This is a genomic window from Methyloversatilis sp. NSM2 (genome assembly GCF_038066675.1).
Lineage (GTDB): Bacteria > Pseudomonadota > Gammaproteobacteria > Burkholderiales > Rhodocyclaceae > Methyloversatilis > Methyloversatilis discipulorum_A.
The window spans coordinates 284,291-307,878 of the sequence record NZ_JBBUKV010000001.1 but is presented as its reverse complement, the minus strand read 5'-3'; the positions used below and the strand labels follow the sequence as shown (position 1 = coordinate 307,878).

The 23,588-nt window shown below is 65.8% G+C and carries 23 protein-coding genes; 17 read left to right on the top strand and 6 right to left on the bottom strand.

From position 1 onward, the window contains the following. Positions 1 to 4: 4 nt before the first annotated feature. The 12 genes from WJU27_RS01450 (at position 5) to WJU27_RS01395 (ending at position 11,344) form a co-directional block, all read left to right on the top strand. Positions 5 to 1,744, top strand: a complete 1,740-nt coding sequence (locus WJU27_RS01450) for a GGDEF domain-containing protein (RefSeq protein WP_020165317.1) — start codon at positions 5 to 7, stop codon at positions 1,742 to 1,744. Between the two features lie 332 nt (positions 1,745 to 2,076). Further along, complete coding sequence (locus WJU27_RS01445) at positions 2,077 to 3,270, top strand: flagellin N-terminal helical domain-containing protein (protein WP_020165318.1); 1,194 nt, start codon at positions 2,077 to 2,079, stop codon at positions 3,268 to 3,270. Positions 3,271 to 3,335: 65 nt separating this feature from the next. Next, a complete protein-coding gene (locus tag WJU27_RS01440) occupies positions 3,336 to 3,686 on the top strand; it encodes a flagellar protein FlaG (RefSeq protein WP_341420921.1) in 351 nt (116 codons plus the stop codon). A gap of 10 nt (positions 3,687 to 3,696) precedes the next feature. Beyond that, a complete protein-coding gene (gene fliD, locus WJU27_RS01435; protein ID WP_341420920.1) occupies positions 3,697 to 5,112 on the top strand; it encodes a flagellar filament capping protein FliD in 1,416 nt (471 codons plus the stop codon). Between the two features lie 73 nt (positions 5,113 to 5,185). Further along, the gene (fliS, locus tag WJU27_RS01430) at positions 5,186 to 5,572 is read left to right on the top strand and encodes a flagellar export chaperone FliS (protein WP_020165321.1); all 387 of its coding nucleotides are present in this window, start codon (positions 5,186 to 5,188) and stop codon (positions 5,570 to 5,572) included. A gap of 145 nt (positions 5,573 to 5,717) precedes the next feature. Further along, the gene (locus WJU27_RS01425; RefSeq protein ID WP_019917461.1) at positions 5,718 to 6,017 is read left to right on the top strand and encodes a flagellar protein FliT; all 300 of its coding nucleotides are present in this window, start codon (positions 5,718 to 5,720) and stop codon (positions 6,015 to 6,017) included. 7 nt (positions 6,018 to 6,024) lie between these two features. Continuing rightward, positions 6,025 to 7,266, top strand: coding sequence for a flagellar hook-length control protein FliK (fliK, locus tag WJU27_RS01420; RefSeq protein ID WP_341420919.1), 1,242 nt, complete (start codon positions 6,025 to 6,027; stop codon positions 7,264 to 7,266). Next, positions 7,266 to 7,568 carry an EscU/YscU/HrcU family type III secretion system export apparatus switch protein gene (locus WJU27_RS01415; RefSeq protein WP_020165323.1) on the top strand — a complete coding sequence of 101 codons (303 nt, stop codon included), beginning with the start codon at positions 7,266 to 7,268 and terminating at the stop codon, positions 7,566 to 7,568. Before fliK ends, WJU27_RS01415 begins: the two co-directional genes overlap by 1 nt. Before the next feature lie 57 nt (positions 7,569 to 7,625). Beyond that, on the top strand, positions 7,626 to 8,378 hold the full coding sequence (locus tag WJU27_RS01410; protein ID WP_296812604.1) for a flagellar brake protein: 753 nt from the start codon (positions 7,626 to 7,628) through the stop codon (positions 8,376 to 8,378). A gap of 122 nt (positions 8,379 to 8,500) precedes the next feature. After that, on the top strand, positions 8,501 to 9,385 hold the full coding sequence (locus WJU27_RS01405) for a DUF4394 domain-containing protein (protein WP_341420917.1): 885 nt from the start codon (positions 8,501 to 8,503) through the stop codon (positions 9,383 to 9,385). A 338-nt stretch (positions 9,386 to 9,723) separates the two neighbouring features. Further along, entirely contained in the window at positions 9,724 to 10,920 is a 1,197-nt protein-coding gene (locus WJU27_RS01400) for a sensor histidine kinase (protein WP_341420916.1), read from the top strand. Beyond that, positions 10,901 to 11,344 carry a response regulator gene (locus WJU27_RS01395; protein WP_020165327.1) on the top strand — a complete coding sequence of 148 codons (444 nt, stop codon included), beginning with the start codon at positions 10,901 to 10,903 and terminating at the stop codon, positions 11,342 to 11,344. Before WJU27_RS01400 ends, WJU27_RS01395 begins: the two co-directional genes overlap by 20 nt. Before the next feature lie 41 nt (positions 11,345 to 11,385). On the opposite strand, the gene WJU27_RS01390 is transcribed toward WJU27_RS01395, so the two are convergent. From WJU27_RS01390 to WJU27_RS01365, 6 genes are all read right to left on the bottom strand, one after another. Next, positions 11,386 to 12,741: an MBL fold metallo-hydrolase gene (locus tag WJU27_RS01390; RefSeq protein WP_341420915.1), complete on the bottom strand. Its 1,356-nt coding sequence runs from the start codon at positions 12,739 to 12,741 to the stop codon at positions 11,386 to 11,388. An 88-nt stretch (positions 12,742 to 12,829) separates the two neighbouring features. Continuing rightward, the gene (locus WJU27_RS01385; protein WP_341420914.1) at positions 12,830 to 13,786 is read right to left on the bottom strand and encodes a PEP-CTERM sorting domain-containing protein; all 957 of its coding nucleotides are present in this window, start codon (positions 13,784 to 13,786) and stop codon (positions 12,830 to 12,832) included. Further along, positions 13,779 to 14,576 carry a PEP-CTERM sorting domain-containing protein gene (locus WJU27_RS01380; protein ID WP_341420913.1) on the bottom strand — a complete coding sequence of 266 codons (798 nt, stop codon included), beginning with the start codon at positions 14,574 to 14,576 and terminating at the stop codon, positions 13,779 to 13,781. The genes WJU27_RS01385 and WJU27_RS01380 overlap by 8 nt, the downstream gene beginning before the upstream one ends. A gap of 334 nt (positions 14,577 to 14,910) precedes the next feature. Beyond that, positions 14,911 to 15,234 carry a flagellar hook-basal body complex protein FliE gene (gene fliE, locus WJU27_RS01375; RefSeq protein WP_019917450.1) on the bottom strand — a complete coding sequence of 108 codons (324 nt, stop codon included), beginning with the start codon at positions 15,232 to 15,234 and terminating at the stop codon, positions 14,911 to 14,913. A gap of 127 nt (positions 15,235 to 15,361) precedes the next feature. Continuing rightward, complete coding sequence (locus WJU27_RS01370; RefSeq protein WP_341420912.1) at positions 15,362 to 16,768, bottom strand: sigma-54-dependent transcriptional regulator; 1,407 nt, start codon at positions 16,766 to 16,768, stop codon at positions 15,362 to 15,364. Then, positions 16,765 to 17,973, bottom strand: coding sequence for a sensor histidine kinase (locus WJU27_RS01365; protein WP_341420911.1), 1,209 nt, complete (start codon positions 17,971 to 17,973; stop codon positions 16,765 to 16,767). The genes WJU27_RS01370 and WJU27_RS01365 overlap by 4 nt, the downstream gene beginning before the upstream one ends. Positions 17,974 to 18,170: 197 nt before the next feature. Here WJU27_RS01365 and fliF point away from each other — a divergent pair, with 197 nt between their 5' ends. From fliF to fliJ, 5 genes are all read left to right on the top strand, one after another. Further along, on the top strand, positions 18,171 to 19,895 hold the full coding sequence (fliF, locus tag WJU27_RS01360) for a flagellar basal-body MS-ring/collar protein FliF (protein WP_020165333.1): 1,725 nt from the start codon (positions 18,171 to 18,173) through the stop codon (positions 19,893 to 19,895). Further along, positions 19,888 to 20,880 (top strand): flagellar motor switch protein FliG, encoded by a 993-nt coding sequence (gene fliG, locus WJU27_RS01355; RefSeq protein ID WP_020165334.1) that lies wholly within the window; start codon positions 19,888 to 19,890, stop codon positions 20,878 to 20,880. Before fliF ends, fliG begins: the two co-directional genes overlap by 8 nt. Before the next feature lie 31 nt (positions 20,881 to 20,911). Next, on the top strand, positions 20,912 to 21,598 hold the full coding sequence (locus WJU27_RS01350; RefSeq protein WP_304002378.1) for a flagellar assembly protein FliH: 687 nt from the start codon (positions 20,912 to 20,914) through the stop codon (positions 21,596 to 21,598). After that, a complete protein-coding gene (gene fliI / locus WJU27_RS01345; protein WP_304002376.1) occupies positions 21,591 to 23,063 on the top strand; it encodes a flagellar protein export ATPase FliI in 1,473 nt (490 codons plus the stop codon). The genes WJU27_RS01350 and fliI overlap by 8 nt, the downstream gene beginning before the upstream one ends. A gap of 80 nt (positions 23,064 to 23,143) precedes the next feature. Beyond that, the gene (fliJ, locus tag WJU27_RS01340; protein ID WP_029143785.1) at positions 23,144 to 23,581 is read left to right on the top strand and encodes a flagellar export protein FliJ; all 438 of its coding nucleotides are present in this window, start codon (positions 23,144 to 23,146) and stop codon (positions 23,579 to 23,581) included. Positions 23,582 to 23,588: the final 7 nt, after the last annotated feature.

Below are 23,588 nucleotides of genomic sequence, written 5' to 3'. Positions count from 1 at the left end.
CGCCATGCAGCCGCTCGAAATCGCTCGTGAAGCCCTGCGGCGGCTCGCCATGCGTCAGCTGCAGCCGACGCCGGAGAACTATCGCGCGCTGTACCACGAGATCGCAGGCACCAAGCCGGAAGACCTCTTCCCCGAGCGTGCGCTGAAACTGGTCTGCAGCACGCTGCCGCGGCTCAACCAGGCGCAGATCGAGTTCGTGCAGCGCCTCGAAAGCGCAGTCACCAGTCGCAGCTGGTCGGCGATCAGCGGGTCGCTGGTCGGCCTGCTGCGCGCCCAGGCAGCGCCTCAGCGCAAATGGACGGCCCTGCTGAAGGACGTGTTCAAGCAGCTCGAACGCAACCACGCGGCGCTGACCTTCGCGCAGAAACACCAGGCATTGCAGCAGGTGCTGGATTCCTCGAACGGCGAACTGGATGCGCTGTACTCGCGCATGAGCGCACTGGCCGACAAGTGGGAATCGGCGGAGGACGGCAAGGCCGTCCCTGCGGTGCAGCTGGTCACCGACAGCGCCGCACCGACCGACAACAGCGACGCGGCACTGCGCGATCTGTTCGCGCGCACGCTCGAAGGCGTCGTATCCAGCCTGCTCATTACCGCACCTGAACTGCGCGACGAAGCGATCGAACTGGGTCAGGTGCTGCGTGAAGTGCGCGACATGCGTGGCGTGGATGACCTCGCATCAAAGCTGCGCAACCTGATCTACCGCCTGAACTGGGTGGTGGATGATCAGGCGGAAATCCGCACCGGTCTGCTTTCGCTGCTCGACCTGCTGCTGCGCAATATCAGCGATCTGGTCATCGACGACCGCTGGATGCGCGGCCAGATCGATGCGTTGCGCGGCCTGTGCGATCACCCGATCAGTGCGCGCGAGCTCGACGAAGTCGAGCGCCGCCTGCGCGAGGTGATCGAACGCCAGGGCTCGCTGCGCGGCAATATCGACGACGCCAAGCACCAGATCAAGCTGATGCTGGCCGGCTTCGTCGAGCAGCTGAGCAGCTTCACCGACGCCACGTCGGGCTTCGGCGACAAGATGGAAGGCTATGCGCGCACCATCGCGGAAGCCGACGACATCGGCGCGCTGCAGGGCGTGATCGCCGACGTGATCACGGCAACGCACGAAATGCGCGCCACCACGGAACGCTCTCGCAACGAGGTCGACACCATGCGCGATCGCGTGCGTGCGGCCGAAGCCGAAATCGAACGTCTGCAGATCGAACTCGAACAGACCAGCGAGAAGATGCGCCACGACCCGCTGACCGGCGCACTCAACCGCAAGGGTCTGGAAGAGTCCTATGCGAAAGAGGTGTCGCGCGCATCGCGCCGCGGCACCCAGCTCTGCCTGGCCGTGCTCGACATCGACAATTTCAAGCGCCTGAACGACACCTACGGCCACAACACCGGTGACGACGCGCTGCTGCATCTGGTGGCCACCGTGCGCGACTGCCTGCGTCCGCACGACACGCTGTCGCGCTATGGCGGCGAGGAGTTCGTCATACTGCTGCCGGAAACTTCGGTCGATGACTCCGTCGTCGTGCTGCAGCGACTGCAGCGCGAACTGACCAAGCGCTACTTCCTCGCAAACAATGACAAGCTGCTGATCACCTTCAGCGCAGGTGTCACCGTCGTGCAGCAGGACGAAGCCCAGAGTTCGGCCATCGAACGTGCCGACGTCGCGATGTATCAGGCCAAGGCGACCGGCAAGAACCGCGTCGTCGTCGCACCGGGCACCGCCATCGCTGCGTGAGCGCCGCTGTGTCACCTGCGCAGCGGCAATCACAATTGGTAACAGTTGAAATCAAGCGCTGAGGCGGCTTTCCGGGCGAATTTCACGCCATCCCCAAAGCACAAGGCACTCTTCGGGGCAACCCTAAAGTTTTTGCCCCTCGAACCTACACCGCAGCGGCAAGCCATTTCGCGATGCCTGCGCCTGAAAGCCAGGAGCACAAAGGCTTTCATTGAGATAGCGGGCTAAAGTTTTCTCTCCCCTCTCCGTTACTTGAATCATCGGCGACATCAACATCGGGTCATGCAACCCAGGGCGCCGTAACTACACCACTTCGTGACAGGAGAAAGAAAATGCCGCAAATCATCAACACCAACGTTGCCTCGCTCACCGCTCAGCGCAACCTCAATTCTTCGCAGAGCTCGCTCGCCACTTCGCTGCAGCGCCTGTCGTCCGGTCTGCGCATCAACAGCGCCCGTGACGATGCCGCTGGTCTGGCGATCTCGCAGCGCATGAACGCCCAGGTCAAGTCGCTGAACCAGGCTGCCCGTAACGCCAGCGACGGTATCTCGATGATCCAGACCGCTGAAGGCGGCATGTCGCAGATCCAGGACATGCTCATCCGCATGAAGGAACTGGCCACCCAGGGTTCGAACTCGACGCTGGCTGACGCAGAGCGCTCCTTCATCGCCGACGAAATGACCCAGCTGCGCGACGAGATCAACAACATCTCGACCCGTACCAAGTTCAACGGCCAGCAACTGCTGAACGGTTCCTTCGGCAAGGCACTGGACACGACCTCGACCGTGCAGGCTGGCCGCAACCTCGCGACCGGCACCGCAGCCGCGGTGACCAAGGTCGACATCACGGGTGCCCAGGCTGGTACGACCTTCACTTTCTCGAACGCAGCCGGCGTGCTCACCCTCAGCGACGGCACCAACTCGCAGGCGATCGACCTGACCGCCGTCACGGTCGCCGCAGGTGGCAGCTTCGAATTGAACTACAACGAGCTGGGCGTGAAGGTGACTGTGGCTGCAGCCGCTGCCGCCAAGACCGGCGCGAACATCGCTACCGACCTGAACACCGGTACTGTCATCACCACCGCAGCCACCGGCGCTGAAATCCAGGTCGGTGCCGACGATGCCGCCGACAACCGTCTGACGCTGACCTTCGGTGACACGCAGATCAACGGCGCCAACTCGGATGCCCGCATGGTTGCCCTGGACACCGACATCACCGCGTTCTCGGGCGCGACGACTGCGGCCAACTCGCAGGCGCTGCTGACCTCGGTCGAAGACGCACTGACCTACGTGTCGGAACAGCGTGCCGCCCTCGGTGCCCAGCAGAACCGCCTCGACTACACCGTGGCCAACCTACAGACGCAAGCGGAAAACATCTCCGCCTCGAAGAGCCGCATCACCGACGCGGACTTCGCTGCCGAAACCGCCAACCTGACCCGCGCGCAGATCCTGCAGCAGGCCGGTACCGCGATGCTGGCGCAAGCCAACTCGCTGCCGCAGAACGTGCTGAGCCTGCTCCGCGGCTGATCGCGTAAGGCAGCAATGAGGGGGCGCGGGCGACCGCGCTCCCCACCCAGCATAGGGAGAACATCATGGCCGTACAGCCTATCCCGAACAGCGCAACGATCTCTGCCCCGGGCGTCCAGGCGACCACCGGGGCAAAGCCCGTTATGCCCGAGAGCAAGAAGGCGGAAGCGCCGCCCAGCGAGGCCGCGCTCAGCAACGAACAGATCGAACAGACGGTGGACGAGATTCGTCGCAAGATCGAACCGGTGGCACAGAACCTGCTCTTCACGATCGACAAAGACACAGGGAAAACCATCGTGCGGCTGATCGACTCGACCACCAAGGAAGTACTGCGGCAGATTCCTTCCGAAGAACTGATTGCGATTGCGCGGTCGCTCGGCAAGAGCCAGAGTGGACTGATCGAACGCAAGGCCTGAGGAGACTGCCATGGCATCGTCGCTCGCATTCGGTACCAACCTGGACATCAACTCCATCGTCACGCAGCTGATGACGGTCGAGAAGCGTCCGCTCACGCTGCTCTCGGAAAAGCAGGCCAAGCTCGAAACGAAGATTTCCAGCTACGGCATGATCAAGGGCGCGATGTCCACGCTGCAGACGGCAGCGGAAGCACTCGGCAAGGCGGAAATCTTTGCCTCCCGCAAGGCAACGATTGCCGACAGCGCGGTGGCAACGGTTGCCGCCTCGACGACGGCGACGCCCGGCAACTATTCAATCGAGGTGAGCAGCCTGGCCCGCGCGCAGGTCACGGCGTCGGCAGCTTTCGCCGGCGGCAGCACCGCGAACGTCGGCAGCGGCACGCTGACCATAGAACTGGGCAGCTACAGCGGCGGCGCATTCACCGCGAACCCCGACAAGACAGCGGTCAACATCAACATTTCCAGCGGCGCTGCGACACTTGCCGACGTGCGTGACGCGATCAACGCGGCCGACGCCGGCGTGACGGCATCCCTGCTCAACGACGGCACCGGCACCCGCCTCGTGCTGACCTCGCAGGATGGCGGCACCGCGAATACCGTGCGCATCACCGCCGCCGATGGCGACGGCAACAACACAGACAACGCAGGCCTGTCGCGGCTGATCTATGACGCCTCGACCGGCGGCACCTCCAATCTTTCGGAGAAGGTGACCGCTTCGGATGCCGTGCTCAAGATCAATGGCATTGACGTCACCTCGAGCAGCAACACGCTGACGGACACCATCGAAGGCGTCACGCTGACACTGAAGAGCACCAACGTCGGCAACCCGACGACGCTGACGGTCGGTGCCGATTACACCGGCGCGAAGAGCGCCATCGAAAAGCTGGTCAAGAGCTACAACGACGCCATCCTGACCATCAAGAACCAGACGTCGTACAACACGACCACCCAGACCGGTGCGGCACTGAACGGCGAGAGCACCGTGCTCAGCCTGCGCTCGCGTCTCGCTTCGGCCGTCACCGAAGAGATCGCGCCGGGTGTTTCGCTCGCCAGCATCGGTGTGTCGGTGCAGAAGGACGGCTCGCTGAAGATCGACTCCGACAAGCTCACGACGGCGCTGGAGAGCGGTGCCGCAAAGTCGCTGTTCATGGGCAGTACCGGCGTGACCGGTCTGGCCTCCAAGATCGACTCGATGATCTCGTCCGTGATCGACGAGGACGGCCTGATCGGCAACCGTCTCGAAGGCATGGAAGAGACGAAGAAGGCGATGAACCGCCAGCGCGACGCGCTGAACGTCCGCATGGAACAGATCGAGGCCCGCTACCGCCGACAGTTCACCGCGCTCGATTCGCTGATCAGCAGCATGAACACGACCAGTACCTTCCTCACACAACAACTCGCCAGCCTGCCGACCTATTCGAGCTGACAGAGCAGCGGACGATACAGCCATCCTCTAACGGGACCAGAACATCATGTTTGCATCACTTTCCAACCCGCGCATGGCCTACAACCAGGTCGGCGTCGAGGCACGCGTGGCCAGCGCCGATCCGCACCAGCTCATCCTGATGCTGTTCGACGGCGCGATGATGTCGGTATCGACCGCCAGCCACCAGATCGACATGGGCGACACGGCGGGCAAGGGTCAGTCGATCTCGCGTGCGATCGACATCGTCGGCAACGGCCTCAAGGTCAGCCTGGATCTCGAAGCTGGCGGCGAACTCGCGCAGCGCCTGTACGCGCTGTACGACTACATGTGCGTGCGCCTGCTGCATGCCAACTCACAGAACGACAAGGCCGCGCTCGATGAAGTGGCCCACCTGCTGGGCGAGCTGAAGGGCGCCTGGGAGGACATCCGGCAAAAACTGGTCCAAGGGGCGCCGGTCTGACCGGCAAACCGGGAAAATAGAAAGGTAAAAGGCGTCTACATGCACGCCTCGGAGCACGGGGTCCGCTGTAGTCTTTACACACCATTCACCGCCGGCCGAACGACGGAATTGCCGCGGCGACACTTACGCAAAACGGCCTGATCACATGAACTCTCTGTCACTGCTCGAAAACATGCGTCAGATCTCCAGCGACATGGTGGAGGCCGCGCGCGCGAACGACTGGGACCGTCTGGTCAATCTCGAACAGGCCGTCGCGTCGATGCGCAGCCGACTCGCCGACAACGACGAGCCGGTATCCTCACCGGCCGAGCGTGCGCGCAAGTTCGACCTGATGAAGCAGATTCTCGCCGACGACGCCGAAGTGCGCCGTCACGTCGAACCGTGGATGCAGCAGGTCACCAGCTATCTGGGCAAGCTGCCGGCGGGCACGGCGGACAACGGCTGAGCACACCATGAACAACCTGCTGCCAGGGCTCGCACAGCGTCTGGCGGCGCTGACGCGCGAATCGGTCCAGACCACCGGCCCGATCGCAGCGCTTTCCGACCAGTTGCCCGAGTTCGAGCCGGGCGAACGCTACACCGCACGCATCCTGCAGAACCTGCGCGACGGCCTCGCCCGCGCCGACGTGGGCGGACAGACCGTCACCCTGCGCCTGCCGCAGACCATTCCCGAAGGTCGCACCGTTGCACTCACGCACGTGAGTCGCAGCGCGCAGACGTTGGTGGCCACGCTCGACGGTGACAATGCGGCGCCGACCGACGGCGATGCGCCGGCCGACAATGCCGGCAGCCCGGTACGCCTGAGCGTGCCGGCCCGCACCATCGCCGGACTGCTCGACGGTCCCGAGCCGCAGCCGACCCGACTCGCCAGTGGAAAGCCGATGATAGATCCGGCCGCCATGCTGAACGCCGCCACTGGCACGCTCGAAAACGACGCCACGCCCCAGATCGCCAGCCGTCTGGCGCAGGCGATCGGGACCAGCGGGCTGTTCTACGAAGCGCATCAGGCGCAGTGGGTCAGTGGCGAACGGCCGCTCGAATCGACCGCAGCCGAGCCGCAGCGCGCCTTCGACCCCGAGAAGCCAGCGCCGCGCGCCAGCCTGCCAGTCGCGCAATCGGCAGCGACCGACGACACGCCGGAACCCGGACAGGTCGCAAACAGCACCATCAGCGCTCGCGCCGATGACGAATCGATGCCGGACACCGGCACCCTGCGCAGCGACACCGGCGTGCGCGAACGCGCCGAAGCGGCCAAGGCCGATACCGGCCCGCCCGCCGAACTGCGACCGCTGGTGCAGAACCAGCTGCTCGGCCTGTCCCAGCACACGCTGGCCTGGGAAGGTCTGGCTTGGCCGGGGCAGACGATGAAGATCGAGATCGACGACCCTGAGCCTCAGCGTCACGGCGAACCGGGCAGCGAAGGTGACAGCGCGCCGGAAGTCCCGTGGACATCACGCGTGCGGCTGGTCCTGCCGGGCCTGGGCGAGGTCGAAACTTCGCTCACGCTGTGGAAGGACCACGGACTGACGCTGGGCATATCCGCCGACGATGATGCCCGCCTGCGCATGGGCACCGCTCTGCTCGACCTGCAGCAGCGCATGACCGATGCCGGTCTGCGCCTGGGCAGCGTGAACTTCAGCCAGCTGGACGAGGCGCTTGCGGCCGCGCCCGACGACGGCACGGGCAGCGTCTGATGAACACCTCGCCGCGCGCCCAGGCCGTTGCGCTCGCCTACGGTGCCGGCGACGCCGCGCCGCGTGTCGTCGCCAAGGGGCGCGGCATGGTGGCCGACGAAATCATCCGTCGCGCGCGCGAAGCAGGCGTTTTCGTGCATGAATCGCGCGAAATGGTGTCGCTGCTGATGGGACTGGATCTGGACCAGCGCATTCCGCCCGAACTGTATGTCGCGGTCGCCGAGCTGCTGGCCTGGATCTACCGCATCGAGAAGGGAATGACTGACGTTCCGGCGCCAACCGTTAAACTGCCATCTGAATGAATTCGTGCCTGGTGCGCCGCCGCACCGGGTAATTGCCCATAGACAGGGATGCACCCAATGACCGAGAACATCCGGTTCGATCTGCTGGAAGCAGACGATTTCGCACGCTACGTGCTCGACGGCCAGACCGATATCGCCTTTTACCTGCGGGCAATGCGGGATCGCCGCGTCAATCTGTCCGTCTATGCCGGCCGCGCGCCCGACCCCTTTCTGACCGCCGTACTGGCCGTCGACGACGCACGCGGCATGGTCGTACTCGACGCACCGCGTGACCCGGCACAGCTCGAGCAGGCGGTGAAGGCGTCGCCACTGGTGTTCCTGACCTCGCTCGAGAAGGTGAAGGTGCAGTTCATGGTCGGCCAGTGCGCCGCGATCGAGCACGAAGGCCATCCGGCGTTGGAAATCCCCTTCCCGACGCGCATGCTGCGCCTGCAGCGACGCGACTACTACCGCCTCATCCTGCCGCCGAACCCGCCTCTGCGCTGCCTGCTGCCGGCCGGCGAAGGCGAGGGGCGCATGGTCGAAGCCATGGTGGTGGATATTTCCGGCGGCGGTCTCGCCGTGGTCGCACCGCCGAGCGGCATCGAGCTGAAGGTCGACAGCGTGATCGACAACTGCCAGATCACGCTGCCCGAGATCGGCACCATCACCGCAACGCTGCAGGTGCGCAACATGTTCCGCGTGACCGAACGCGGCGGCAGCGAACTGCGTGCGGGCTGCCAGTTCATCGGCCTGCCCGGCGCCGCCGACGCGCTGATCCAGCGCTACATCCTGCGCATGGAAAGAGAGCGCAACGCGCGCGAAGTCTGACCGGCGCGGCTGGATGAATTTTCGGTGACAGCTGCATCCATGCGGCCCTCTCCTGTGTAGAGCGGGTGACGACTCACTCTGGTGACGCGTCCTCCCCCTACTTTTTTCAGGAAAGGTCAGACATGTCAGCACGCACCCTCACCGTCCTCGCCGCCGCTCTCACTCTGTCCGGCACCGCCGCCCACGCGGCCGATTTCGTCGGTCTCACCACCGGCAACCAGATCGGCATGTTCAGCAGCGGCAATACCGCCAGCGCCACCTTCATGTCCATCACCGGGCTGGGCAGCGGCGAACGCATCCTCGGCATCGACCTGCGCCCGAGCGACAACACGATCTACGGCGTCAGCAGCCTGAATCGCATCTATACGCTTGACGTCTCGACCGGAGCCGCCAGCTTCGTGTCGGCGCTCGACATTCCGCTGGTGAATCCGTCGCTGTCCTACGGCATCGACTTCAACCCGGTGGCCGACTTCGCCGGCGCAGCCTCGCTGCGCCTGGTGAGCCAGACCGGCAGCAATCTGGCCATCAACGCGAACACCGGCGTGGTCGGCAACGCCGCCAGCGTCATCCCCGGCGGCATCACGGCAGTCGCCTACACCAACTCGGATGCGTCACAGTCCAGCGGCCCGGCGGGCACGGCGCTGTATTACATCGACACGGCAACCGACACGCTGCATTTCGCACCCGGCGCCTTCAATGCACCCACCATCAGTCAGGTCGGGTCGCTGGGCGTTGCCGGTAACGTGATCGGCGCCAACGGCTTCGAGATCGACGCGATGGGCATGGGCTGGGCCGCACTGACGCTGGACAATGGCGACAGCGGTCTGTACTCGATCAACCTGATGACCGGGCTCGCCACCTTCAACGGAGCGCTCAACGCGAACCTGCGTGGCCTGACCTCGGCGCCGTTCATGGCGCCGGTACCCGAGCCTGAAACCTACGCGATGTTGCTGGCCGGTCTCGGTCTGATCGGTGCCGCCGCGCGCCGCCGCATCGCTCGCCCGTAAGCGGCGTTGCGGAGGCATGAAGAGCACCTCCGTCTCACGTCCGCACACGGCTGAGCGGCGCGAGACAGGCAGCACATCGCCTGGCGCTCCAATACAACGACACGCTCCGACTTGAGCAGGCATGGCGTGCCCGGGCGGTTCCGCCCCGGGCACGCCATGACCTGCACGTGACACTTCTCCCGCGACAGCCACCTGGAAACCCGGTGCAGCATCGCGCTGTCACAGCGACCGACCACACTGATGGGTGAACGCGCACGCCTCGGGTAATGCGCGGGCTATAGTGCGCTCGTCAACGCGAGCGTTCGGGCTATGCGCGACGTCTTTGGAGCGGCAGCACCATGACGGAACTGAACACCCTCCTTCCACACGGCTACTGCTTTTCGTGGCAACGCGACCTGCTGCTATTGCATGTGTTGTCGGACACGCTGATCGCGCTGGCCTACTTCACGATACCGATTACGCTCTGGGTGTTCGTGCGAAGACGTGCCGATCTCGGTTTCCGCTCGGCCTTCGTCATGTTCGGCGTATTCATCATGGCCTGTGGCGTTACCCATGTGATGGACGTGTGGACGCTGTGGAACCCCGACTTCTGGCTGGACGGCTGGATACGCGCCTTCACCGCGGTGGTATCGCTGGCCACCGCGGTATTGCTGTGGCGACTGATTCCGTTGGCGCTCGCCCTGCCCTCACCTGACAGCCTGCGCCGCGCCAACGAGGAACTGCGCGCCGAGATCGACCGCCGGCAGCAGTACGAAGCACAGTTGCAGGCGATGAACGAGCGAATGCGCCTGCAGATCGACGAACTGGAAGCGATGTCCTACGCCATCGCGCACGACGTGCGCGGCCCGCTGCGCCACATCGACGGTTTCGCGCGGGTACTGGGCGATCGCCTCGGCGTCGCCGACACCGAACCCGCCTCACTGAGCTATCTGCAGCGCATCCGCGCCTCGGTGCGGCATCTGAGCGACATCGTCGAGGGGCTGCTTGCTTTCTCCCGCGCCAGCCGCGCCGAGATGCATCTGGAACGTTGCGATGCGCGCGCCCTGGTCGACGACGTGCTCGAAGAGCTGGCGCCCGAGCTCGACGGACGCGAACTCGATATCAGCATCGGTGAGCTGCCGCGCATCCGCGCCGACCGGACCTTGATGTTCCAGGTCTTCTACAACCTGATCGCCAATGCCGTGAAGTACACGCGAGGCTGCAACCCAGCCCGCATCCGCATTGAATGCGAGCGCGGCGACGATGGCGAATACACCTTCCACGTGCGCGACAACGGCGCCGGTTTCGACATGAAATACGCATCCAAGCTGTTCGGCGTATTCCAGCGGCTGCATCACGCGTCCGAGTTCGAAGGCACCGGCATCGGCCTGGCAAACGTGAAGCGCATCGTCGACCGGCACGGCGGCCGCATCTGGGCCGAAGCCTCGCCCGGTCACGGCGCCAGCTTTCACTTCACCCTTCCCAACCCATCCGACCTACCCCCGGCCGACGCCGCCCACTCAACGGGAGCCACTGATGTCGCTGCACTTGCGTGAAATCCTCGTCGTCGATGACAACGACAACGACGTCGAACTGATGCTGCTCGGCCTGCGCGTGCTGAATCTGGCAAACGAAATCGTCGTCGTACGCGATGGTGCAGAAGGGCTGGACTACCTTTACAAGCGTGGCAGCTTCGCCGGCCGCAGAGGTGACGCGCCGCTTTTCGTGCTGCTCGACCTGCACATGCCGCGCATGGACGGCATCGAAATGCTGGCCGAACTGCGCGCCGACGAGAACATGCGCGCGCTGCCCGTCATCATCATGAGCTCATCGAAAGAAGACCCGGACCTGCGTCGCTGCTACGGCCTGGGCATCAACGCCTACGTTGTGAAACCCGTCGATTTCGACCAGTTCTCGCGCACGGTGACGCAGATGGGCGTGTTCTGGGCGCTGATCAACGAGCCGCCGCCTCTGCTCTGAGCACCGCAGCGAAGCTGTCGTCGCGGTCGACGGGCATCGGTTCAGTCAAGGTCGAACTCCTCGTCCTGCTCCGGCACCTGCGCCGACCACGCGAGCTCGTGCTCGAGCTTCTGCCGCAAGCTGTCGGCGGCGACCGGCTCGCCGTGCGTGACGAACACGCGCTGCGGGGCGCGATCGACTGGACGCAGCCAGTCCAGTATTTCCTTCCAGTCGGCATGCGCCGACAGGCCTTCGACCTGCGCCACCTCGCACGCTATCGGTACATCGCGACCGAAGATGCGCAGGCTGCGCTTGCCCTTGAGCAGCGCATCGCCACGCGTGCCTTCGGCCTGGTAACCGGCGATCACCACCGCGTTTCGCGGGTCGGCTCCGAAGGCGATCAGGTGGTGCAGGATGCGGCCGCCATTGAGCATGCCGGCGCCGGCGATGATGATCTTCGGGTAGCGGTTGGAGGCAAGCGCCTCCGAGTCCTCCGGCGAGCGCGTGTAGGTGACCATGGCATGCAGCCGGTCGCAGGCATCCTGGGTCAGCCGGTGCTCGCTGCGGAAGTGACGGAACACGCCGGTCACGTCGATCGCCATCGGGCTGTCGAGAAAAACCGGCAGTTCGGGGATGCGGTGTTCGTCCATCAGGCGCGACAGCAGATACATCAGCGCCTGCGAACGACCGACCGCGAACGACGGCAGCAGCACGGTGCCACCGCGCGCCGCGGTGCGGTTCACGACGCCGGCCAGCGTTTCGTACGGATCTTCGTCCGGGTGCAGGCGGTCGCCATAGGTCGATTCGAGCACCAGCCAGTCGGTGGCGGCGAGACGGTCCGGCGCATGCATGACCGGATCCTCCGGCCGTCCGAGATCGCCACTGAAGGTGATGCTGCGCCCCGCGCAGTCGACGCGCACGCTGGCCGCACCGAGGATGTGGCCGGCGCGCGTGAAGGTGACGCGGAAGGGCCCGATCTCCACCGGCTCGTCGAAACCGGTGCTGCGGAACTGCTTCATCACCTGCCGCGCGTCTTCCGTGGTGTAGAGCGGTTCGGCCGGATGGTGCTTGCTGTAGCCGTAGCGATTGGCGTGGCGGGCGTCCTCCTCCTGCAAATGGGCACTGTCTTCGAGCAGGATGTCGACCAGTTCTCGGGTGGCCGAGGTCGACCACACCGGGCCGTGAAAGCCCTCGCGCATCAGCCGCGGCAGGAAGCCGGAGTGATCGAGGTGGGCATGCGTCAGCACCACCGCCTCGATATCGCGCGGCGCGATCGGAAAGGGTTTCCAGTTGCGACTTCGGATGTTTTTCACACCCTGGAACAGGCCGCAATCGACGAGCAGGCGATGACCGCCATGCGTCAGCAGGTAACGCGAACCGGTGACCGTACCGGCCGCACCGAGAAAGCGGATTTTCATGATGAACGTTTCCTCCGGCGGTCAGTGTAACGCCGCACCTGCACGCCGGATCAGAGCGAAGCCCGCGTCCGTTCAGCTGCACCCGGCTTCAGGCAGGCCGACGTCGCCGCACGACCGCGACGATGCCGACACCGCTCAGCAGCAGCGCCCAGCCGGCCGGCTCCGGCACCGCCGACACCTGCCAGCCGATGTCGGCGAAACCGGCGTAGTCGAGCGCAGTCGGCAGCTGGCGCTCACCGGCAGGCGTGCTCGGATCCATCATCGCTTCCTGCAGCAGGCCGTCGCGCAGGCTGTACGTACCTTCGGCCCAATGGCTGCCGTAGCGGTCCAGCGGCACGCCACCGCCGTAGGCCACGACCGCGTTCGCACCGACGAACAGTCCGCTGTCCGGATCGACATTGGCGTACCAGGAGTCAGCCTCGCCAAAGCCGAGGATGTGTCCGATCTCGTGCGTCGCAGTGGTCAGGAAATCGGGTCGACCGGCAGTCAGACCGCCGGCGTCCGCGCCAAAGTACCAGTCGTTGCTGGCGTTGAACCAGATGTAGCCGCCCCAGGTGGCGTAGTCGGTCCCCTGCGCCACGCCGGCCTGCCCACGCGTCATCACTGCATCGACGAAAGCCGCGTCGCCGCTGGCCTGCAGGTTTGATCCGGTGCCGGCGAAACCAAGCACGCCCGGCGCACTCGGCGAGCCGCCGACGTAGATGCGCAGCGTGTCGGCGGCGATCGTTTCGTTCACCAGCGTCACGCCCGGGCCGCCGAGGCTGGGATGCACGAAGGACACCGACCAGTTGTCGTCCGCTCCGGGCGCGATGGCGGTCAGCGTGTCGGTGAAACCACCGTAGAACGACGCGGCAAGATCGAGCAGCGCGCGACGTTCGGCCAGCGGCTCGCCAGTCGCCAGATCGGTGAAGAAGCCGCGCGTGTCGTAGCGGTAGTCAAACTCGATCTGCAGCGCCGACACCGCATTCGGAACGCCGGCAAACAGCGCCAGGGCGAGCGCCGCGCGGGCGCTCCGCCGGTGAAATCTGCATGCACGCTCAGTCATGACGCCCGCTCCCCCGCGATGCGCGACCCTGCGTCCTCGCGCACAACACAGCCAGGCCCGCGAGCAACAGCGCCGCAGCGCCGGGCTCCGGCACCGGCGACAGCGGCGTCACTGAACCGACGCCTGCACCATACACGCCCTGCAGCGCGGCCCGAGTGGCCTCGTCGAGCGGGAACACCGGCCCTTCGTAGGACAGCAACGCAGCCGGTCCGACAGTGACCGTATCGTCGTTGACGTAATGCCCCATGCCCAGCGAATGACCCAGCTCGTGCTGGGCGACCGCGTAGAACCAGAGCGGCGTCCAGTCGTTTCCGAAGCGCCCGGCATTGAACACGATGTCACCGGCCAGACCGCTGTCGGGCGAGAACGGGAAATAGGCATAGGCGTTCGCGTCGGCGATATGCGCCACCTGCCCCACGCGGATGTCGGCCAGGCCGGTCGGGTCGTACTCGCCGGTTTCCGGCAGCGGTCCGCCGTCGGTCACCTCTATGAAATGGATGGGCAGCACCGCGGCGTAGTCCCACAGCGCAAGTTCGAACGCGCTGCGCAACAGCGACACGGGCAGCGGCGCGCCGGTCGCAGCGTCGAACAGGCTGCCATCGAGCAGATTGCTGAAACTGTAGGTCAGCGTGATCGCGCTGCCTGGACCGTCCGGCTGTGCCCAGGCGGCGTACATCGGAAAGTGGCCGGCGGATGCCGGTGCCGCCATGCACAGCGCAATCAGGCTGCACGCGGTGGCATGCCGCAGGGCGCGAACAACGCGGAGCGTCAGGTCTATCGGTACTGACATCGGAGACCTCTGCAGTCGGATCGGCGGTACATGCACCGCCGACGAAGGACGAAGAGGCTGGCAACGCGGCTCCGGGGCGGGCGCGGCTGGCGACGGATGGAAGCGGAGGCTTGCGGGGCGGCGGACGCCGACAGGCTGGCGGAACTGCGGTCGGAGCGGCAACGTGGATGTGCCGTTCCGGAATACCCGGCGGGCCGCGAAGGACCGGCTCTCAGGTTCGGTGAGCTTCGTTCAAACGAGAATTATTGTCAATTGAAGGATGCTACCGGCGCGAGCCTGACGAAAAAAAACCGGCCTTGCGGCCGGTTCCCGTCGAGCTCGTGCGCGTCGGCGCTCAGACGCTCATATTCATGATGTCCTGGTAGGCATTCACCAGCTTGTTGCGCACCTGCACCATCTGCTGGAAGGACAGGCTGGCCTTCTGCGACGCGATCATCACGTCCTGCAGATTGGCTTCGGTATTGCTGCCGGTGATGAAGCCCTCCGACATCTTCTGCGCTTCCTGCTGCGCGGCATTGACCTGTTCGATGGCGTTCTTCAGCGCTTCGCCGAAGTCGGCGCCGCCGGACGCCGCGTCGACCTTGCCGACCGGCTTGTTCGCCGCGGTCTGCGCGGTCGAGCGCAGCTCGGTAATCATCTGGTTGAGGCTGGTGTTCATGCAATTTCTCCTGTGCCCGCCGGCAAAAAATGCCGGTTACGGACTGCCCGCCGGGGCGATTCCGGCGTTCATGACCTGTTCAGCCGTTTCCTTGCAATAACCGGGCCAAGCAGGTGAAGAGCGCCACTTACCCCTCGCGCAGCAAACCATCCGCCTTGTAGCGTGCAAGTTTATACCGCAGCGTGCGTTCCGAAATGCCGAGTTTCTCGATCGCCTTCTTGCGCGAACCACCGACTGCGGCCAGCGTTTCGAGGATGAGGTCGCGTTCCATGTCGCGCACCGATTTCACCTTGACCGGCGCGTCCGGCGTGGCATTCGGCGGCGCATCGTTCGCGGCGGGCACCGGCGCCGCAGCAGCAACGGTCGGTGCCGGTTCGCTCACCGGACGCGGCGCGACACGCTGGCTGCCGAGCACGATGTGCTCCGCCTCGACCGCATCACCCGGCGCCAGGATGGCAGCGCGCTGCATCGTGTTTTCCAGTTCGCGCACATTGCCGGGCCAGTCATGGCCGGCAAGGATTGCCGCAGCCGATTCGCCCAGCTTCAGTGCCCTGCCCTGCGCCTTGGCGCAGGCCGCGAGAAAGTGGCGTGCCAGCGGCACGATGTCGCCCGGCCGTTCGCGCAGCGACGGAATGGCGATCGGGAACACGTTCAGCCGGTAGTACAGATCCTCGCGGAAGCGGCCGGCGCGCGCCTCTGCTTCCATGTCGCGGTTGCTGGTGGCCAGTACGCGGATGTCCAGCGGCACCGGCTTCTTGCCGCCGACGCGTTCGACCTCGCGCTCCTGCAGCACGCGCAGCAGCTTGGCCTGCAGCGAAAGCGGCATTTCGGAAATTTCATCGAGCAGCAGCGTGCCGCCGTCGGCCTGTTCGAACTTGCCGGCCTGTGCAGTCGTGGCGCCGGTGAAGGCGCCCTTTTCGTAGCCGAACAAAGTCGCTTCGAGCAGGTTGTCCGGGATGGCCGCGCAGTTGATCGCGATGAAGGGCTTGCCGGCGCGCGCCGACTGCTGGTGGATGTAGCGCGCGAACACTTCCTTGCCGGTGCCGGATTCGCCGGTCAGCAGCACGGTCGCCTCGGACTTCGCCACGCGCGACGCAAGGCCCAGCACCTGGCGGGTGCGCGCGTCCTCCGCCACCATGTCGGTCGGTGCCACCACCGGCGCGGCGTAGCGATCGATGTGGGCAAGCAGCACGTCCGGCTCGAACGGCTTGAGCAGGAAGTCGCAGGCGCCGGCGCGCATCGCCGCCACCGCCTTCTCGACGTCGCCGAAGGCGGTCATCAGCAGCACCGGCAGTACCGGCTCGCGGGCGCGGATTTCGCGCAGCAGCGTGAGACCGTCCATCGGCTGCATCTTCAGGTCGGTGATGACCAGGTTCAGCGCGTGCTCGCCGGTGTTGCGCTCCAGCATGCGCAGCGCCTGCGGGCCGTCGGCCGCACCGATGACGCGGTGACCGGCGCACTCGATCGCCAGGCACAGCGCATCGCGCAGATTGGGTTCGTCCTCGACCACCAGGATGTTCAGCTTCTCGCTCATTGCCCGTTCTCCAGCACTACGTCTTCAGGCGTCTGCGCAGGCAGGCGCAAGGTGAAACGGCTGCCCGCGCCCGGCGCGGACTCGCATTCGATGTCGCCGCCGTGCACGCGCGCCACGCCGCGTGCGATCGCCAGCCCCAGCCCGGTCCCCTCTTCCCGCGTGGTGAAGAAGGGTTCGAACAATCTTTCCTGTATCTCGCGCGGGATGCCGCGACCGTTGTCACGCACGACGAAACTGACGCTGCCTTCGGTCGCCTCGACCGCCAGCGCCACCTCGCCGCCGTCGGCGCAAGCCTGCACCGCGTTCTCGAGCAGGCTCACCAGCGCACTGGCCACCGCCTTGCGGTCGCCGGACACGCTGCCTGACGCCGTCTCCACCGTCAGCCGCACACCGGCCTGGCGCGCCACCGGCTCGACCGTGTGCTGCAGTTCGTCGACCAGCGCTGCCACATCGATCGCTTCGCGGCCGAGCACCTCGCCACGCGCGAACATCAGCGTGTCGCGGATCAGGCGCTCCAGGTGACGCAGCCGGCCCTGCGCGCGCGAGGCGATCGACTTGACGTCGTCCGGCGCCATGTCGCGCGAAATCAGCGTACCCACGTACAAAGTCGCCGCCGCCAGCGGCGTACGCAACTGGTGCGCCAGAGAGGCGGCCATCTCGCCCATCGCCGCCAGCCGCTCGTTACGCGCGGCTGCGATCTTCAGCGCGTGCTGGCGCGTCATGTCGTGCAGCAGCACGATGCGCGCATCCTCGCCCGCCAGCCGCGCCTCGCTCATCGACAGCCGACGAGCCTGTCCGTCGGCGCCGGTGCAATCCCATTCGGCCGGTGCGTCCGACGGCTGCAGCCGGGCGGCACTGCTGTCCCAGCCGGCTCCGGCGCGCGCGCCCACCATGTCCAGTGCGGCCGGATTGGCCTGTTCGATCGCACCCGCACCATCCACCACGACCACGCCGGCCGGCAGCTGGTTCAGCAACGTACTCAGCCGATCGGTCAGACGCGCCTTTTCCTCGTACTGACGGCGCAGTTCGCCGTTGGCCTGCGCCAGCTCCTCGGTCAGGCTGGCCACCTGCTTTTCCAGCGCGCCATAGGCCTCGGTCAGTTCGGCCGAAGCGGCATTGAACAGACGGAAAGCTTCCGCCAGCCGCGCCGCCTCCTCGGGGGCGATGCGGGCCGGTTCGGCAGCGCTGGCGGACGGCTCGGACATGCGTGTCGTAGACAGTGGATTGATCGACGGTGCCAGCGTAGCAAGCGTCAAGCCACGGATTGGCCGGAATCAGCCGGCCAAAAACCCGCCTTATTCATGGAACGCCACGCGCGAGGGGGGCAGAGAATCCGTCCCATCCTCGATGGTGTGTCGGTACGTCGACACCCGGCATTCGAGCAACTTGCAAGAGACGAACCATGGCCGACGCCGTACTCGATCCGAACGCCGCCCCCGCCTCGCCGGCTACGCCGCTGGCACTGGCCCAGCAACGGCTGGCCGAAATGCCGATGCAGAAGAAGATGGCGCTGGCCGGCGGGCTGGCGATGGCCATCGCGCTGCTGGTCGGGCTGATGCTGTGGAGCCGCACGCCCGACTACGAGGTGCTGTTCTCCAATATCAACGACAAGGACGGCGGCGCCATCGTCGCCGCGCTGCAGCAGGGCAACGTGCCCTACAAGTTCTCCGAGGGTGGCCACGCCATCCTGGTGCCGTCGCAGTTCGTCCACGACACCCGCCTGAAGCTGGCCGCGCAGGGTCTGCCGCGCGGCGGTTCGGTCGGTTTCGAGCTGATGGAAAGCCAGAAGCTGGGCCAGTCGCAGTTTTCCGAACAGGTGACCTACCAGCGCGCACTCGAAGGCGAGCTGGCGCGCACCATCGGTACGCTGGCTGCGGTCGATGGCGCACGCGTGCATCTCGCCATCCCGAAACAGAGCGCCTTCCTGCGCGACGATCAGAAGCCGTCGGCATCGGTCGTGGTCAGTCTTCTGGGCGGCCGCACGCTGACGCCGGAACAGGTTGGCGGCATCGTGCATCTGGTCGCTTCCAGCGTGCCGCAGCTGCAGCCGACCAGCGTGTCGGTACTGGACCAGAACGGCAATCTGCTGTCGAACAACCGCGATGCCAAGGACAACGCGTCGCTGAACCCGACCCAGCTGAAGTACGTGGGCGAGATCGAGGCGGCCACGATACGGCGCATCGAAGGCATCCTCGAACCGCTGGTCGGCCGCGGCAATTACCGCGTGCAGACGGCGGCCGACATCGACTTCAACCAGGCCGAACAGACGGCCGAAACCTACAAGCCGAACCCGACGCCGAACGCGGCCATCCGCAGCCAGCAGCTCAGCGAGTCGGAAACCAATCAGCCGAACGCCGCCGGCGTGCCGGGCGCACTGACCAACCAGCCGCCGACGCCGGCTACCGCTCCGGTTACCACGCCGCCGGCCCCGGGTACGCCGGCGGTCGAAGGCGCCAACGGCCAGCCGGCGATGCTGCCGATCAACACGCGCAAGGACTCGACCACCAACTACGAACTCGACAAGACGGTGCAGCACGTGCGCCAGTCGGTTGGCCAGATCAAGCGGCTGTCGGTGGCGGTGCTGGTGAACCACAAGACCGAGACCGACAAGGACGGCAAGGTGGTTCAGGTGCCGTTGAACGAGGAAGAGATCCAGCGCATCACCGCGCTGACGCGCGAGGCGATGGGCTTCAACGAAGGTCGTGGCGACACGATCAATGTTGCCTCCGCGCCTTTCACCGAAGTGGTCGATGCAGCGCCCGAAACGCCGCTGTGGAAAGACCCGGAAACCATGGGCTTTGCACGCGAACTGCTGAAGTATCTGCTGGTCGCTGGCGTCGCCGCCTACCTGCTGCTCGGCGTGCTGCGCCCGCTGGTGCGCAATCTCACCACGCCGGCAGAAGCGGACGAGAACGAGCCCGAAGTGCGCGACGTGACGCTCGACGAGAACGGCCAGCCCATCCCGGGCGCTCTGGCCGGCGGCTCGGCTGCGCAGCTCGAGATGTCGCCGGAAGCACGGGCCCAGCTCGACTTCGAAACGAAACTCGAATCGGCGCGCGAATTCGCGAAGAACGATCCGAAGGCGGTGGCCGAGGTGATCAAGCACTGGGTGAGCGGCGATGAATGACGAAGGAATCGAACGCAGCGCGCTGCTGCTGGTGACGCTGGGCGAGGACGCCGCCGCCGAGGTGCTGCGCCACCTCGGCCCGCGAGAGGTGCAGAAGATCGGTACCGCGATGGCCGGACTGAAGAATGTGCCGCGCGAGAAGGTGCAGGCGGTGCTCGACCTGTTCGACGAGGCGACCGCTGCCGGCAGCCGCGTGTCGGCCGACGAGACGCTGATCCGCAACATGCTCACCAAGGCACTGGGCGAGGAGCGCGCCGGCCACCTGCTGTCGCGCATCCTGAACGACTCCGACACCGCCGGCATCGAGGGCCTGAAGTGGCTCGATGCCGCCACCATCGCCAACCTTATCAAGAACGAGCACCCGCAGATCATTGCCACCATCCTGACCCATCTGGAATTCGACCAGGCGGCCGAAGTGCTCAAGCTCTTCGTCGAACGGCTGCGCAACGACGTGGTGCTGCGCATCGCCACGCTCGACGGCGTGCAGCCGGTGGCGTTGCGCGAACTGAACGAGGCGATGTCGCGCGTGCTGTCCGGCTCGGCCAAGATGAAGAAGACGACGCTGGGCGGCATCAAGGCCACCGCGGAAATCCTTGGCTTCGTCGGCAGCGCCAACGAATCGGCCATCCTCGACGCGGTGAAGGAATACGACGCCGATCTGGCGCAGAAGATCGTCGACGAAATGTTCGTGTTCGAGAACCTGCTGGACATCGACGACCGCGGCATCCAGACGCTGCTGCGCGAAGTCAGCGGCGATCAGCTGGTGCTGTCGCTCAAGGGTGCCTCGCCGGAGTTGCGCGAGAAGATATTCAAGAACATGTCCTCGCGCGCCGCCGAGGCGCTGCGCGAAGACCTCGAAGGTCGCGGTCCGGTGAAGCTGTCGGAAGTCGAGGCCGAACAGAAGGAAATCCTGAAGATCGCGCGCCGTCTGGCCGAGGAAGGCCAGATCGTCATGGGCGGCAAGGGTGGCGAGGAAATGCTTTGACGATGGCCCGCTCTGAGGCAGGCTGCGCACGATGAACAGCGAATCCTTCACTGCCTGGCAGATGCCGGTGTTCGATACGCCGGAGTCGGCACCTGCGCCGGCACCCGAACCGGCTGTCGACGCCGACCCAGCGCCTCCCCCCGCGATGGCGCCGGAGGAGGCGGCTGCGGCCGACACGGACGACGAGACGCCGGCGCCCTTCCGCTTTCCCACCGCGGACGACATCGAGAAGCTGCAGCAGGAGGCGCACCGCGAGGGTTATGCCGCCGGCTACGAGGAGGGCACGGCGCGCGTGCGCATGGAAGCGATGCGCCTGCACAGCGTGGTCGAGCAGCTGGAAGAGGCGCTCGCCGCACTGGACAATTCGATCGCCCGCGAGGTGCTTAACCTCGGCGTCGAAATCGCGCGCAACGTCGTGCGCCAGACCATACGTGTGAATCCCGAGGTGGTGGTCGCCGTCGTGCGCGAAGCGATCAACCAGTTGCCGCACCAGCACACCGCCATCTATCTGAACCCGGAAGACGCGTCGGTCGTGCGCAGCCATATCGGCGACCAGCTCACGCACGCCGGCCACCGCATCTTCGAGGACGGCGCCATCGCGCGTGGCGGCTGCAAGGTCGAATCCGGCGGCAGCCAGATCGACGCCACGGTCCCGACTCGCTGGGACCGCATCGTCGAATCGCTGGTCGATGGCGCGGAGTGGCTTGAACATGACTGAATCGACGTTGGAGCCGGACAGCGCGGACAGCACGGACGAGCAACCGGAGGCGGCCGGCAAACCGAATGTGCATGTGCGCAAGTGGTCCGGCTTCCTGACCGACTGCGGCACGCTCGCCGGACGTGTCAATCCGTATCAGCACGCCGGTCGCCTGACCCGCATCAACGGTCTGGTGATGGAAGCGGCCGGCCTCAAACTGCCGCTGGGTTCGGGCTGCCGCATCATGGTGCCGGGCGGCAACAGCTGCGAAGCGGAAGTGGTCGGCTTCAACGGCGAAAAGCTGTTCATGATGCCAACCGACGACGTGGTCGGCCTCGCACCGGGTGCCCAGGTCATCCCGCTCGAAACCGCTCCGCAACGACCGACACCGACCGAGCGGCTGGAGCCGCGACGTCGCGCCTCCGACCGCGCCAAGCACCTGCCGGTCGGCGATGCCCTGCTCGGCCGCGTGGTCGACGGCGCTGGCCGTCCGCTCGACGGCATGGGGCCCATCGTCACCCGCCATTCGCGCTCGGTCGCCAGCCGCGCGGTCAACCCGCTGCTGCGCGAGCCGATCAAGCGCACGATGGACACCGGCATCCGCTCGATCAATTCGCTGCTCACCGTCGGCCGCGGCCAGCGCGTCGGCCTGTTCGCCGGCTCCGGCGTCGGCAAGTCGGTGCTGCTGGGCATGATGGCGCGCTTCACTTCCGCCGAGGTCGTGGTGGTCGGGCTGATCGGCGAACGGGGCCGCGAGGTGAAGGAATTCATCGAACAGATTCTCGGCGCCGCCGGACTGAAGCGTTCGGTGGTGGTCGCAGCACCTGCCGACACCAGCCCGCTGATGCGGCTGCAAGGTGCCGCCTATGCGACGACGGTGGCGGAATGGTTCCGCGACCAGGGGCGGCACGTGCTGCTCATCATGGATTCGCTGACCCGCTATGCGATGGCGCAACGCGAAATCGCGCTGGCCATCGGCGAGCCGCCCGTCACCCGCGGTTACCCGCCGAGCGTGTTCGCGCGGCTGCCACAGCTGGTCGAGCGCGCCGGCAACGGCCCGGAAGGTGGTGGTTCGATCACCGCCTTCTACACCGTGCTGGCCGAAGGCGACGACCAGCAGGACCCGATCGCCGACTCGGCACGCGCCATCCTCGACGGCCACTTCGTGCTCACGCGCCAGCTGGCCGACTCCGGCCACTACCCGGCGATCGATATCGAACAGTCGGTATCGCGCGCCATGCACGGCCTGGTCAAACCCAGTCATTTCGATCTGGTGCGCCGCTTCAAGGGCTACTGGTCGCGCTATCAGCGTGCGCGCGACCTGATCGCCGTCGGCGCCTATGCCCCCGGCTCCGACCCGCAACTGGACCAGGCAGTGAACATGTTCCCGACGCTGGAGGCCTTCCTGCAGCAGCGCATGGACGAACGCGAAGGCTACGAGGATGCGGTCATGAAGCTGCACCAGATCTTCGGTCAGACGCCATGATTGCAAAAATCCGTCACTGGCCGAAAATGCGTGATCTGGATCACGCCCGGCCCCGATGATCGGAACGATGCTTTCAAGTCATGGCTGAACAATTCCGACTCCAATCCATCCTGGATCTCAGCGTCACGCGCATGGACGAAGCCGCCCGCGCGCTGGCTGCGCTGATGGCCAGCGAACAGGACAACACGCGCAAGCTCGACATGCTCGAGCAGTACCGCAACGAGTACCAGGGCCAGTTCATGGCGGCTGCACGCAGCGGCCTGACGCCCAACCAGTGGTCCAATTACCGCGCCTTCCTTGCCCGCATCGACGACGCCATCTGTCACCAGCAGCGTCAGGTCGAGCGCTCACGCGATCTCGCCCAGGCAGGCCAGCGCGAGTGGCTGGACACGCGTACCCGGGTCAAGGCGTTCGAAACGCTGTCCGACCGCCACCACGCAGGCGTCGCCCGCAAACAGGCGCGTGCCGAGCAGCGGGTGAACGACGACCGTTCGGGCCGTCAGGTCAACGACGACTGAACTGCTC